At 73.1% G+C, this 12,951-nt stretch carries 15 protein-coding genes; 11 read left to right on the top strand and 4 right to left on the bottom strand.

Annotated elements, in window-relative coordinates; translation table 11 throughout:
• Positions 1-149 precede the first annotated feature (149 nt).
• A complete protein-coding gene (locus tag EDF23_RS18125) occupies positions 150-1,469 on the bottom strand; it encodes an MFS transporter (RefSeq protein ID WP_123293933.1) in 1,320 nt (439 codons plus the stop codon).
• A gap of 69 nt (positions 1,470-1,538) precedes the next feature.
• On the opposite strand from EDF23_RS18125, the gene EDF23_RS18120 reads away from it, so the two are divergent.
• The 3 genes from EDF23_RS18120 (at position 1,539) to EDF23_RS18110 (ending at position 5,063) form a co-directional block, all read left to right on the top strand.
• The gene (locus EDF23_RS18120) at positions 1,539-1,910 is read left to right on the top strand and encodes an FKBP-type peptidyl-prolyl cis-trans isomerase (RefSeq protein WP_123293932.1); all 372 of its coding nucleotides are present in this window, start codon (positions 1,539-1,541) and stop codon (positions 1,908-1,910) included.
• A complete protein-coding gene (locus EDF23_RS18115) occupies positions 1,910-2,746 on the top strand; it encodes an aldo/keto reductase (protein WP_131922670.1) in 837 nt (278 codons plus the stop codon). The genes EDF23_RS18120 and EDF23_RS18115 overlap by 1 nt, the downstream gene beginning before the upstream one ends.
• Positions 2,747-2,819: 73 nt before the next feature.
• Positions 2,820-5,063 carry an AAA family ATPase gene (locus EDF23_RS18110; protein WP_243648979.1) on the top strand — a complete coding sequence of 748 codons (2,244 nt, stop codon included), beginning with the start codon at positions 2,820-2,822 and terminating at the stop codon, positions 5,061-5,063.
• A gap of 155 nt (positions 5,064-5,218) precedes the next feature.
• Here the strand turns inward: EDF23_RS18110 and EDF23_RS18105 are convergent, their stop codons facing one another.
• From EDF23_RS18105 to EDF23_RS18095, 3 genes are read right to left on the bottom strand one after another with little or no spacing between them, the layout of a single operon-like run.
• On the bottom strand, positions 5,219-5,494 hold the full coding sequence (locus tag EDF23_RS18105; RefSeq protein WP_131922668.1) for a protealysin inhibitor emfourin: 276 nt from the start codon (positions 5,492-5,494) through the stop codon (positions 5,219-5,221).
• 38 nt (positions 5,495-5,532) lie between these two features.
• Positions 5,533-6,582, bottom strand: a complete 1,050-nt coding sequence (locus EDF23_RS18100) for a M4 family metallopeptidase (protein ID WP_131922667.1) — start codon at positions 6,580-6,582, stop codon at positions 5,533-5,535.
• 41 nt (positions 6,583-6,623) lie between these two features.
• Complete coding sequence (locus tag EDF23_RS18095) at positions 6,624-7,679, bottom strand: glycoside hydrolase family 6 protein (RefSeq protein WP_165901196.1); 1,056 nt, start codon at positions 7,677-7,679, stop codon at positions 6,624-6,626.
• Positions 7,680-7,822: 143 nt separating this feature from the next.
• Here EDF23_RS18095 and EDF23_RS18090 point away from each other — a divergent pair, with 143 nt between their 5' ends.
• The 8 genes from EDF23_RS18090 (at position 7,823) to EDF23_RS18060 (ending at position 12,937) form a co-directional block, all read left to right on the top strand.
• Positions 7,823-8,269, top strand: coding sequence for a VanZ family protein (locus EDF23_RS18090; RefSeq protein WP_123293926.1), 447 nt, complete (start codon positions 7,823-7,825; stop codon positions 8,267-8,269).
• Positions 8,270-8,371: 102 nt separating this feature from the next.
• The gene (gene rpsO, locus EDF23_RS18085) at positions 8,372-8,641 is read left to right on the top strand and encodes a 30S ribosomal protein S15 (RefSeq protein WP_070416523.1); all 270 of its coding nucleotides are present in this window, start codon (positions 8,372-8,374) and stop codon (positions 8,639-8,641) included.
• Between the two features lie 137 nt (positions 8,642-8,778).
• On the top strand, positions 8,779-9,396 hold the full coding sequence (locus tag EDF23_RS18080; RefSeq protein WP_131922665.1) for a CE1759 family FMN reductase: 618 nt from the start codon (positions 8,779-8,781) through the stop codon (positions 9,394-9,396).
• A 125-nt stretch (positions 9,397-9,521) separates the two neighbouring features.
• Positions 9,522-9,881 (top strand): hypothetical protein, encoded by a 360-nt coding sequence (locus EDF23_RS19390; protein ID WP_133939020.1) that lies wholly within the window; start codon positions 9,522-9,524, stop codon positions 9,879-9,881.
• On the top strand, positions 9,878-10,837 hold the full coding sequence (locus EDF23_RS18075; protein ID WP_165901195.1) for an FAD:protein FMN transferase: 960 nt from the start codon (positions 9,878-9,880) through the stop codon (positions 10,835-10,837). The genes EDF23_RS19390 and EDF23_RS18075 overlap by 4 nt, the downstream gene beginning before the upstream one ends.
• Positions 10,837-11,394, top strand: coding sequence for a ferric reductase-like transmembrane domain-containing protein (locus EDF23_RS18070; RefSeq protein WP_131922663.1), 558 nt, complete (start codon positions 10,837-10,839; stop codon positions 11,392-11,394). The genes EDF23_RS18075 and EDF23_RS18070 overlap by 1 nt, the downstream gene beginning before the upstream one ends.
• Positions 11,391-12,707: an NADH-ubiquinone oxidoreductase-F iron-sulfur binding region domain-containing protein gene (locus tag EDF23_RS18065; RefSeq protein WP_131922662.1), complete on the top strand. Its 1,317-nt coding sequence runs from the start codon at positions 11,391-11,393 to the stop codon at positions 12,705-12,707. Before EDF23_RS18070 ends, EDF23_RS18065 begins: the two co-directional genes overlap by 4 nt.
• Positions 12,704-12,937 carry a ferredoxin gene (locus EDF23_RS18060; protein WP_131922661.1) on the top strand — a complete coding sequence of 78 codons (234 nt, stop codon included), beginning with the start codon at positions 12,704-12,706 and terminating at the stop codon, positions 12,935-12,937. Before EDF23_RS18065 ends, EDF23_RS18060 begins: the two co-directional genes overlap by 4 nt.
• Positions 12,938-12,951: the final 14 nt, after the last annotated feature.

Raw genomic sequence — 12,951 nt, 5'->3', positions numbered from 1 at the left:
ACGCCTCGACGCCATGACGCCGAGAGAAGCTCTCGACGAGCTACTCTCGGCGTCACTGACAGGCGGTGTTGCACCGACCACTTGAATCCACCGCGGAAGGTTCGCGCAGATCTGTCGCTTTCGCGGGAGGGCCTGCGGCCGCTCGCCGGTCAGTTGGCGTGGGGGTGCAGGGCGTCGTAGCGGCGGAAGGAAGGGACGAGGCGGAGGAGCAGCGCGACGAGCGCCACGATGAGCACGCCGCCGATGATCGGCGGGTACGCGATGCCGGCCGCGACGACCAGGCCCGCGTAGAGGTCACCGAGCCGCGGTCCACCGGTGACCACGACGATGAAGATGCCCTGCAGCCGGCCGCGCATGCCGTCCGGCGACGCCGCCTGCAGGATCGTGTTCCGGAACACCGAGCTGACGTTGTCGGCGCCTCCGGCCGCGGCGAGGAACAGCGCCGCGAGGCCGAGCGCCGGCAGGATCCCGACCGAGAACGACTCGCCCGAGCGTCCGCCGAGCACGTGCGCGAGCGCGATGACGACGCCGAACGCCGCGATCGCGGCGCCGTACGCGGTGATGGCCCAGCCGACCGCCTCGCCCTGGCGGCGCACGTGCCCGAGCGGCCCGGAGAAGACGCTCGACAGCAGCGCGCCGATCGCGTAGGCGGCCGTGAGGGTGCCGACGGTGATCGATCCGCCACCGATCACGAGCGCCCCGATCGCGGGGAACAGGACGCGGGGCTGGCCGAACGTCATCGCGACGATGTCGAGCACGAACGTCATGGTGATGTTGCGCGACCTCCGCAGGAACCGCGCGCCCTCGACCAGGGAGCTCAGCCCCGGACGGAGGGCACCGTGGTCGGCCGCCATCCGCGGCAGCGTGAACACGCCGAGGAACGCGAAGGTGAACAGGACGACGTCGATCGTGTAGGTCGGCGCGAACCCGACGCTCGCGATCAGGACGCCGGCCACGGCCGGTCCGACGGTGACCTGGAACCCCGAGGCGATCCCGCCCAGGGCGCTCGCCGCGGGCAGCAGGTCGGTACCGACGAGTCGCGGGACGATCGCCGAGCGCGACGCGTTGCTGACGGTCGCTGCGACGGCGTTCACGGTCGCCAGGACGTAGAGCAGTGGGACGCTGTGCAGCCCGAGCCACGAGTGGGTGGCGATGAGGGCGACCGCGACCCAGGCGATGATCGACGACACGAGTGCGACGGTGCGCCGGTCGAAGGCGTCAGCGAGCATGCCGCCGTACAGGCCGGCGACCACCATCGGCAGCAGGGCGATGACCCCCACGAGCGCCACCGCGAAGGTGGAGTGCGTGATCTCGTACACCTCGAGCCCGACCGCCACCGTGGTCATCTGCGTGCCGATCCCGGCGATCGCGGTGCCCGCCCAGAGCCGGGCGAAGGCGGGGGAGCGGCGGAGCGGGGTGAGGTCGGCGAGCAGGCGGCGGCGCGGCGGTGCGGGAGTGGGTCGTGTCACGGTGGAACCATTCTGCGGCCTGGGTGGCCGTTGCGTCTGCCGTTGCCGCGCTCTGGTTGACTGGATCGCATGACTGACCTCAACAGCAAGCCCGAGTTCGACGCGCCCGAGGGCCCGGCCCCCACCGATCTCGTCATCACCGACATCGTCGAGGGTTCCGGCGAGGAAGCGTCCGCCGGCTCGACCGTCAAGGTGCACTACGCCGGCGTCGAGTACGAGACCGGCGAGGAGTTCGACAGCTCGTGGAACCGCGGTGAGCCCATCGACTTCCCGCTCGCAGCGCTCGTGCGCGGCTGGCAGGAGGGCATCCCCGGCATGAAGGTCGGCGGTCGCCGCAAGCTCGTCGTCCCGCCGGAGCTCGCCTACGGTCCCGCCGGTGGCGGCCACTTCCTGTCCGGCAAGACCCTGATCTTCGTGATCGACCTGCTCGGGGTGCGCTGATGCAGGTCGGTGCCCCGACCATCGAGCTGAACGACGGCCACCGGTTCCCGGAGCTCGGCCTCGGCACCTACGGCCTGAACGGCGACGAGGGTGCGGCCGCGGTCGACACCGCCATCGCGAGCGGCTACCGGCTGCTCGACACCGCACTGAACTACGGCAACGAAGACGCCGTCGGCCGTGCCGTCCGCGAGTCCGACGTCGCGCGTGAGGACCTCGTCGTCACGTCGAAGCTCCCCGGCCGCCACCACGGCTACGACGAGGCGCACCGCTCGATCGACGAGACCCTGGGCAACCTCGGGCTCGACCACGTCGACCTGTACCTGATCCACTGGCCGAACCCGTCGGTGGACAAGTTCGTCGACACGTGGAAGGCGTTCGTCGACCTGCGCGACAGCGGCAAGGTCCGCTCGATCGGTGTCTCGAACTTCACTCCGGAGCACCTGCGCCGCATCATCGACGCGACCGGTGTCGCCCCGGCCGTGAACCAGGTCGAGCTGCACCCGTACTTCCCGCAGGCAGAACTGCGGAAGGTGCACCAGGAGCTCGGCATCGTGACCGAGAGCTGGAGCCCGCTCGCCGTCCGGTCGGAGCTCCTCACCGAGCAGCCGATCACCGACGCCGCAGCGGCCCACGGCGTGACCCCCGGCCAGGTCGTGCTGCGGTGGCACGTCCAGCTCGGTGCCGTGCCGGTGCCGAAGTCGGCCGACGCCACCCGGCAGCGCGAGAACCTCGACGTGTTCGGCTTCGAGCTGACCGACGCCGAGGTGCAGGCCATCTCCGGCCTCGAGCGCGGCCGGCTCTGGGACGCAGACCCGGACACGCACGAAGAGATGTGACCGAGGACCCTTCGGGAACTGCGGGCCTCCAGCGGGCAGTACACTGGATTCCCCTCTTCCCGAAGGGTTGCGTGTGTCCGAACCGACCGAGATCGACCGCGAGCGCGGCTACGTGGACGGCCTCTTCCGCCGTCTCGACGAGCTGACCGCCGAGGCCGAGCAGCGTCTCGCCGAGACCCGTCGTCAGGCGGTCGGCGGGAACCACCAGAGCCGCAGCGAGCGCGACGCGTACGCCCGACTCTACGAAGACACCGTGGCGACGCTCGAGCGCGTGGGGGACCGTCTGGTCTTCGGCCGGCTCGAGGTCTCCGAGCCCGACAGCTCCGAGGACGCCTTCCGCTACATCGGCCGCGTGGGCCTGCGTGACGCCGACCACCGCCCGCTGCTGCTCGACTGGCGTGTGCCCGGTGCCAGCGCGTTCTACCAGGCCACCGCGGCGCACCCGATGGGGATGCGCTCGCGTCGCCACCTGTCGCTCGAGGGCCGTCGGGTCGTCGGCGTCGAGGACGAGGTGTTCGACGCCTCGCTCTACGACGACGAGCGCACCCACCTGCAGGGCGAGGGGGCGCTGCTGGCCGCCGTGACCGCCGAGCGCACCGGCCGGATGACCGACATCGTCGCCACCATCCAGGGCGAGCAGGACCGCATCATCCGTTCCCCGCTCGAGGGCGTGCTCATCGTGCAGGGCGGCCCCGGCACCGGCAAGACCGCCGTGGCGCTGCACCGTGCCGCGTACCTGCTGTACTCGTACCGCGAGCGGCTGCGGGGCTCCGGCGTCCTGATGGTCGGCCCGTCGCCGGCGTTCCTGACCTACATCGAGCAGGTCCTGCCGTCGCTCGGTGAGACCGGTGTCGTGATGGCCTCGCTCGGTTCGCTCTACCCGGGGGTGCACGCGACGACGCACGACCCCCGCGACGTCGCCGCCGTGAAGGGCTCCGCGCAGACGGCCGCACTCCTGCGCCGCGCCGTGCGGTCCCGCCAGGTGGTGCCGACCGAGTCGGTGACACTCGACGTCGAGGGCGAGCGGCTCGTCGTGACGCCGCAGCTCGTGGCCGACGCGATGAAGCGCGCCCAGGACCGCGGCAAGCCCCACAACGCCGCGCGCGTGACGTTCAACAAGCTCGCGCTCGACGCGATGACCCGGCTGCTCGCCGAACAGCTGCGCGAGCGTGGGACGACGGTGGACGAAGCCGACGAGAAGGTCCTGCGCGAGGACATCCGGAGCTCCTACGACGCCCGGGTGCTGCTCAACACCGCGTGGCTGCCGCTGCCCCCGGAGAAGTTCCTCGAGGACCTGTACGCCCGTCCGAACTGGCTCGCCTCGCTGACCCCGGACTGGACCCCGGAACGCCGTGCCCTGCTGCAGCGCGCACGCGGTGCTGCCTGGACGGTCGAGGACGTCCCCCTGCTCGACGAGGCCGCCGAACTGCTCGGCCCGTTCGACCCGACCGGCGGCGCCGCCAAGCGCGCGGCGAAGGCCAGCCGCAACCGTGACATCGAGAACGCCCGTCAGGCGATCGAGAACATGGGTGTCGAGGGGATCGTCACCGCCGAACAGGTCGCCGGATCGTTCGCCGAGGGCGGGGACCCCCGCTCGACGGCGGAGCGCGCGGCCGACGACCGCGAGTGGACGTACGGACACATCGTGGTCGACGAGGCGCAGGAGCTCTCGCCGATGCAGTGGCGCGTGCTCGCCCGCCGCAACCCGCTGCGCTCCTTCACGATCGTCGGCGACATGGCGCAGGGCTCCTCGCCCGGGGCCGCGCGCACCTGGGACGACGTGCTCGGCGCGCTCGCCCGCCGACGCCGTGGCCGGGCACCGCTCGTGCCGCTCGACCACCGCATCGAGCAGCTCACCGTGAACTACCGCACCCCGCGGTCGATCGTCGAGGCCGCCGGCGTCTTCGCCGACGGTGCCGGCCTGACCGTGACCCGCAACGAGGCCGTGCGCGACGGCGACCCCGTCGAGCGCGTCCGCGTCGCCCGCGCCGACCTGCTCGACACGGTCGTGTCGGTCGCCGACGCCGAACGGTCGCGGATCGGTGCCGGCACCATCGGCGTGATCGTCCCCGAGTCCGAGGTCGACGCCGTCCGGCAGCGGCTCACGCGCACCGAGGCCGACGTGCGCGGGCTGGCCTCGCCGCACGCCGGGTCGCTCACAGTGCTGACCGGGGCGGACGCCAAGGGCCTCGAGTTCGACGGCGTGCTGCTCGTCGACCCCGACCGGGTCGGTGCCGACGCCGCGCGCCCGGCGGCCGCGGTCTACGTCGCGATGACCCGTCCGACGCGGCGCCTGACGGTCATCGACGTCGACTGAGGGGTCGCGTTCGCGCATCGCGCGCGGCCACTTCGTGAGCAGAAATGGTCGGGTTCGCCGCGCGGAGGCGACCATTCCTGCTCACGATCCGCGGCGGTCCGGCCGGCGCGGGGCGGACGGGAGGCCCGTGGCGGCTCCGGCACGGGCCTGCCGTCTCAGGACGGGTCGCCTGCAGAGCGGACGCGCGCGACGAGGTCGGCCCACGCGCCGTCGAGGCGGCGTCCAGGGATCGTCACGGTCGTGCGCTCGACGGTGATCGTCCACGTGAATTCGTCGGGGACCGGCGGCCCGGCCGTCGCCGTCGCGGGGGTCCGGGGGAGCGCGTCGACGACCTCGGACCACGCCGCGGGGTCGGCGCTCGTGTCGGTGTCGACCCGCCAGTGCCGCGTGGTACCGGCGAAGCCCCCGGAACGACGGACCTCGATGCGCATGCTCCCGACCGTACGCCGGTGCGTGGCGCTCGATCGTCTCAGACGAGGACGCCCACCGTCCGCCAGGCGTCCTGCACCGCGGTGTGCTCCGCGGAACCGGCGCCGAACCGGGACCCAGCGGCGTCGATCGTCACGGCGGCGAAGCCAGCGAAGTCGATCGAGGCGGTGACGGCGTCCGAGGTCAGGGCGTCCCACCACACGGCACCGGCGCCCTGCCAGGCGTACCCGCCGATCGCGGTCGCCGCCAGGAAGAACGCGTGGTTCGGGATGCCGGAGTTCGTGTGCACCCCACCGGCGTCGTCGGTCGTCACGACGAAGTCGGCCATCGTCGCGGGCTGCGGGTCCTTGCCGAGCACCGGGTCGTCGTAGGCGGTACCCGGGGCCCGCATCGAGCGCAGGGCATCGCCGTGCACGGCATCGGTGAAGAGCCCCTGGCCGATGAGCCAGCTCGCCTGCTCGGCGGTCTGCCCGGCCGCGTACTGGGCGACGAGTGAGCCGAACACGTCGCTGATCGACTCGTTGAGCGCCCCGGACTGCCCCTGGTAGGTGAGGTCGGCGGTGTACTGCGTGACGCCGTGCGCCAGTTCGTGCCCGATGACGTCGAGCGCGATGGTGAAGCGCCGGAAGACCTCGTCGTCGCCGTCGCCGAACACCATCCGGCTGCCGTCCCAGTAGGCGTTGTCGTAGTCCTGCCCGAAGTGGACCGTGGCGTCGAGGGGGAGTCCGGTACCGTCGATCGACACCCGGCCGAAGACGTCGAGCCAGAAGGCGTGGGTCGCACCGAGGCCCGCGTACGCCTCGTCGACGGCCGCGTCGCCGGTGTCGGGGGCGCCCTCGCTCCGGACCACCGTGCCGGGCAGGGTCGTCGTGCCGCGGGCGTCGGCGATCGTGCGCTGGGGAGACCGGTCGACCGTGCCGCTGACACGGCGCGGGGCGACCAGGTGCTGGTGCTTCGGGCTCTGCACGAGCTCGAGCGACGCCAGTGCGGTGCGCGCGGCAGACGCCGCCCGGGGGAACTCGGCCGCCTGGGCCACGGCGTGGAGCAGGTAGGGCGGGACGACGGAGCGCCGGCTGTCGGTCGGGGTCATGCGCTCATGCAACCACCGGGCACCGACACCCCGGCACCGGCTCAGTCGCGCTTGCGGTTCTCGACCAGGCCGAGCGCGTAGGACTCCCACCACTGCCCGGCGGCCGGTCCACCGTTGCACGTGCCGTCGCTGAGCCCAGGGGTCTTGACCCAGAGCAGGGCGTCGAGCCGGCTCGATCCGCCGGTGACGTGCGGCGCCTGGCCGAGACCGGCGCCCTCGGGGTTGCACCACGTCCCGCGCCAGCCCTGACCGTTCCGGGAGACGTCGATGACGAAGTGCGGATCCCCACCGATCGCGTCGGCGAGTTCGTCGGCGTAGGCGCGTTCCTGGTCGACGCGGTAGAAGTTCGACACGTTCGTGAAGAAGCCCTGCACCTCGTCGACGCCCGCCTGCCGCAGCCAGTCGGCCATCGTCGCGGTCGGGACACGGTTCTCGTTGCCGCCGTCGAGGTACACCGTCAGTCCGTGCCCGGTCAGCGCGTCCACGGCCTTGCGGAGCAGCGGGAGTCGGGAGTCGCGGAGGCGCTCGCAGTTCTGGATCTGCGCGATCGCGTCCGGTTCGACGAGCACGACGGCCTTCGAGCCGGCCATCGCGCGGACGGCGGAGCGGACCCACGGCAGGTACGCGTCGTCGGTGGTGCCGCCCTTCGAGTAGCTGCCGCAGTCGCGGTCCGGCACGGTGTACAGCACGAACACCGGGGTGGCCTGCTGCTGCTCGGCGTTCCGGACGACGGTGCGGATCGTCGCGCGCGTCTCGGACCGCGAGGTGTTCGTGAGCCAGGTCGCGATCGGCTGGTCGGCGATGCGGGCGATCTGCGCCGCGGTGTCGTCGTGCCCGGCGGCGCGGGCCTGGCGCTCGCGGATGCCCGGCTGGTTCACGTCCGACGGCTGGTGCGCGAGGCCGCCGGGGAACGCCTGCTCCGCGGTCTTCCGCGTCACGACGTCCCGTCCGCTCGCCGTCGGGTCGGCATCCGGGCCGCCGCCGTGCGGCACGACGACCACGAGCGTCGTCACGACCGCCGCGACACCGACGACCGCGGCCGCGATCCACAGCCACTGACGTCGCGCGGACGCACGCTTCCCCTGGTGCTCCGGCATCCGGCGGTCCTCCCTGTTCGCACCCATGCTGACAGGTGCGGGGGAGTCCTGACCAGGACACCGGGGTGTTCGTTCAGGTCGGCCGACGGCTTCTGCCAGGAGCGCTCCAGCGACCCCGCAGGACGGTGTTGCAGAATGCCGGGATGTTCCGTCGACTCCTCCTCCTCGCCGTGACCGCGGCGTACGCCTGGGTGATCTGGCGGATGACGCTGACCCCGCAGGTCTTCACCTCGGCACAGAACTCGTTCGTGCTGCACGCGATCGCCTGGGTGCAGCAGCTGCCGCACGGCACCTGGTTCACGTACGAGCGCACCGAGTTCCTGGCCAACATCGCGATGTTCGTGCCGGTCGGCATGCTCGCCGCACTCTGGCTGCCGCGGCGCTGGTGGATCCTCGGGGCCCTGGTCGCGGTCGCCCTGTCGACCGGCATCGAGTTCGCGCAGGCCACCTACCTGCCCTACCGCGTCGCCGACCCCCGCGACGTGCTGTCGAACGGCCTCGGCGGACTGCTCGGCGCGACGCTCGTCGGACTTGTCCGCAGTCTGCTGCCGGCGCCCCGTCGTCGTCGCCTGCGCGCCAGGACCGCCTAGGACTCTGGTAGTCTTGCGCGGTTGCCGTCGAACGGCCGCGGACAAAGAGCGCTCGTGCATCAGGCACGGGCACCGCGCAACGGACTGAAAGGGGATCTACGCATGGCACTTGACGCGAAGGTCAAGCAGGAGATCATCGAAGAGTACGCGACCCACCCGGGCGACACCGGTTCCCCCGAGGTCCAGGTCGCCGTTCTGACGCGTCGTATCAACGACCTGAACGAGCACCTCAAGGAGCACAAGCACGACCACCACTCGCGTCGTGGTCTGCTGCTCATGGTCGGTCAGCGTCGCCGTCTCCTCGGTTACCTCTCCGACGTCGACATCGCCCGCTACCGTGCGCTCATCGAGCGCCTCGGCCTGCGCCGCTAGTCGACGCCTCACGGCTTGACTGAACGCCCCGGTCCTCCTCGCGAGGACCGGGGCGTTCTCCGTTCCCGGGAATGGTTGCGCGCTGCGTGCGGTTCGGTACGATGTTCATGCAAACGCATCGAAAGTCGGGAACCACCATGACCACCATCGCCGTCGTCTCCGCCGGACTCTCCGAGCCCAGCTCCACCCGCCTGCTCGCCGACCGCCTGGGCGAGGCCGCCGTCGCTGCGCTCGTCGCCGAGGGCACGCCCGCGCACGTCCTGCACGTCGAGCTCCGGCCGCTCGCGCACGAGATCACCGACGCGATGCTCACCGGCTTCTCGGCGCCCGCGCTGTCCGCCGCCACGGCCGCAGTGGTCGAGGCCGACGCTGTCGTCTTCGTCACGCCGATCTTCACGGCGGGCGTGAGCGGTCTCGCGAAGTCGTTCCTCGACGTCCTCGACAAGGACGCGCTCGCCGACCTGCCCGTCCTGCTCGGCGCCACGGGCGGGACCTCGCGGCACTCGCTCGCCATCGACCACGCCCTGCGTCCGGTCTTCGCCTACCTCCGCGCAGCGGTGGTGCCGACCGGCGTGTTCGCCGCGACCGACGACTGGGGGAGCGACGGCGACGCCGCGGCCCTGGACGGACGCATCCGCCGGGCCGGAGCGGACCTGGCCTGGGCGATCCGGGCCTCCCGGCGGGCCCCGCAGGAAGCCGACGCGCTCCCCGCGACCGCGGACTTCGCGAGCTTGCTCGGTGGCCTCGGTCACTGACCCGGACCGCTGACCCGTGGCGCGCTCTTAGGCGGACCACAGGGTTCGTGGGGTCGGAGTGCGGCCGGCTGGCGGCTCGCTCATCGGTGGGCTCGGGAGCCTCGTCATGACGACGAGGAGGACCGATGGACACCAGAGGCAACGGCAAGCGATCCGCACGGGTCACGAGTGCGCTCGTGAGCCTGGGCGGACTCGCGGTCGCGACGGTCACGGGTGCGGGGCTGTGGTTCGGGCACGAGCAGGCCAGCACGACGACGACCGACACGTCCACGAGCACGAGCACCACGACGGACTCCGGTTCGGGTACCGGGACGTCGGGCGACGCCACCACCGACTCCGGGTCCTCGTCCTCCTCGTCGTCGAACGACACGTCGACCGACTCGTCGAACGACACGTCGACCGACAGCGGCACGAGCAGCAGCGACACCGGCGTCTCGCAGGGCACCACCGGCGGTTCGTCCGACACGACGACGACGGGATCGTGACCGTGCGCGCCGCCGCCGAGTGGGACCTCTGGACCACCACCGCCCGGGTCGTCCTCGACCACCGCGACCGCCGCCACCTCGCCGCCGCCGAGTCCTGCGTCCGCGAGGTCACGGCCGCCGTCGACGCCGCGTGCAGCCGGTTCCGCGACGATTCCGAGCTCCTGTCCCGCGCCGACGACCTGGTGCGCGGCACCGAGGTCTCGCCGTTGCTGGCGACGCTCGTGCACCAGGCCGTCGACGCCGCACGGCTGTCCGACGGGGACGTCGACCCGACGCTCGGCAGACGGATGGTGTCCCTCGGGTACGACGCCGCGTTCGCCGACGCGCCACCGGTCCCGTCACCCGACGCCGTGGCCCGATCGCTCGACGACCGCCCGGCGTGGCAGCGGATCCTGCTGTCCGGCACGTTCCTGCGGGTCCCCGAGGGCGTCACGCTCGACCTCGGTGCCACGGCGAAGGCCGCCGCCGCGGACATGGCGGCCGCGAGCATCACCGCGCGGCTCGGCGTCGGTGCCCTCGTCTCGCTCGGCGGGGACGTCGCCACGGCCGGCCCGGACCCCTCCGGCGGCTGGCAGGTGCGTGTGCAGGACCTGGCGGACGACCCCGTCGACCACGTCCGCATCGCCTCCGGGTGGTCCGTCGCGACCTCGAGCACGCAGAAGCGCCGCTGGGAGCAGGACGGGACCGCGCGGCACCACATCCTCGATCCGCGGTGGGGCCTGCCCGCCGACCCGGTGTGGCGGTCGGTGACGGTCGTCGCCCCCTCGTGCACCACCGCCAACACGATGACCACCGCCGCCGTCGTCCGGGGGCACGGCGCCGTGGAGTGGCTCCGGCAGAGCGGCCGTGCGGCCCGGCTCGTCGCGGCCGACGGTTCGGTGCTGCGGATCGGCGGCTGGCCGGAGGACCAGGCTGCCGACGGTTCCGTCACCGTCGACGGGGCGGACGCCGCCTGATGGACACTGCGCTCTGGGTGGTCGGCCGCGGCACGGGCGTCGCCGCCGTCGTGCTCCTGACCCTGACGGTCCTGCTCGGCATCGTGAGCCGCGGCGGCCGACCGCTCCCCGGCCTGCCGCGGTTCGGCGTGCAGCTCGTGCACCGGGACGTCGCCCTCGCGTCCACCGTGTTCGTGGCCGTGCACGTGGTGACGCTGCTGCTCGACACCGAGGCCGAACTGCGCCTGTTGGACGCCGTCGTGCCGTTCGTCGGCGCGTACCGCTGGTTCTGGCTCGGGCTCGGCACCCTGGCGGTCGACCTGCTCGTGGTGCTCGTCGTCACGGGGATGCTCCGCCGGGTGATCGGTCCGCGGGTGTTCCGCGCCGTGCACTGGGCCGCCTACGCCATGTGGCCGATCGCGATGGCGCACGCGATCGGCACCGGGACCGACGGCACGTCCGCCTGGTTCCTGGTGGTCGCCGGGGTCTGCGCCGCCGCCGTCCTCGGCACCGTGGTCTGGCGCTGCACGGCCGGCGTCACCGCGTTCCGTCCGACCCCGAAGGAGGCCCTCCGATGACCCTGACCCACCCGCTCACCGTGCCACGACCGACCGGCACGCAGCGACTCCTCGCCGCCCCCGGCCCTGGACTCGACGTCCACCAACGCACGCACGGGCCGCTGCCGCACGTGGGACCCGGGATCATCGACGAGATCGGTCTCGCCGGGGTCGACGGCCGCGGCGGAGCCGGGTTCCCGCTCGCCCGCAAGCTCGACGCCGTGGCGGGCCGGACCCGGCGCGGGAGCCGCGGTGCCCCGATCGTCATCGCCAACGGCGCCGAGGGGGAGCCCGCCAGCCGCAAGGACGCCGTCCTGCTCGAACGCGCGCCGCACCTGGTGCTCGACGGCATCGTCGTCGCGGCGCTCGCGATCGGTGCGACCGAGGCCGTGGTCGCCACGAGCGCGCGGCTCGCCGACCGGGTCCGGCAGGCACTCGCCGAACGCACCGACGGCCGGCGCGGCACCGGCACCGACCCGGTCGCCATCGAGGTCCGGGCCCTGCCCCACACCAGCTTCGTCGCCGGGCAGGCCACGGCACTCTCCTCGGCCGTCGCCGGAGGACGCGGCCTTCCGGAGGACCGCGTCGTGCGGCTCGCCGACCGGGGACCGACCGGTCGCCCGACCCTCGTGTCGAACGTCGAGACCCTGGCCCAGGCGGCACTCGTCGCACGGTACGGGGCGGCGTGGGCGCGGCGCGTCGGTAGCGCGAGTGCTCCCGGCACCCGTCTCGTGACGGTCAGCGACGTGACCGACCCGGGTGGTGCCGTGGTGCTGGAGACCGCCGGGGGTGCGCCGCTCGGGCAGCTGCTGGGGGCCTCCCGACTGCCGGCGGCCGACCCGCGACGGACGCGAGCCGTCCTGGTCGGCGGGTGGGGCGGCACCTGGGTGCCGGCCGCAGCGCTCGACGCGCCCCTCGACGTCGACGGGCTCGCACCGTGGGGTGCGGCGCCCGGGTCGGGCGTGCTGGCCGTGCTCGACGACCGGACCTGTCCGGTCGGGGTCACCGCAGGCCTCGCCGCGGCGCTCGCCGGGGCGTCCGCCGGCCGCTGCGGGCCGTGCGTGAACGGGTTGCCGCGGATCGCCGACGTGGTCGCCGACCTGGCCTCCGGGCGTCGGGCGGGCGACCTGGCCGGCGAGGTCCGGCGGATCGCTGCCCTGGTCGACGGACGCGGGGCCTGCCACCACCCGGACGGCGTCGCGCGGATGGTGCGGAGCGCCCTCGACGTGTTCCACGACGACGTCCAGGCGCACCTGCGGGGCGCGTGCCTGGTCGGGCCCGGTGCGGCCGGGTCCGGCTCGGCGGGGTCCGGCTCGGTCGGTGGACTCCGATGACCGCCGCCGCAGGCCCCGTCGCCCTGCACGTCGACTGGACCCGCTGCCGGGGACGCGGCCTGTGCACCGAACTCTTCGCCGAGCGGCTGGCGCGCGACGAGTGGGGCTACCCGATCGCACGGGACGGCGGCGGCACCCGCGACGTGCCGGTGCGGCCGGACGAACGCGCCGCCGCTGCGGACGCGGTGGCGATGTGCCCGCTGCAGGCGTTGCGGCTGGTGGGGGAGTGAGCAGGGATGCGGCG

The sequence above is a fragment of the Curtobacterium sp. PhB128 genome, from assembly GCF_004340725.1.
Lineage (GTDB): Bacteria > Actinomycetota > Actinomycetes > Actinomycetales > Microbacteriaceae > Curtobacterium.
The sequence above is the reverse complement of the archived record's forward strand: the minus strand, read 5'-3'. Positions and strand labels throughout refer to the sequence as shown.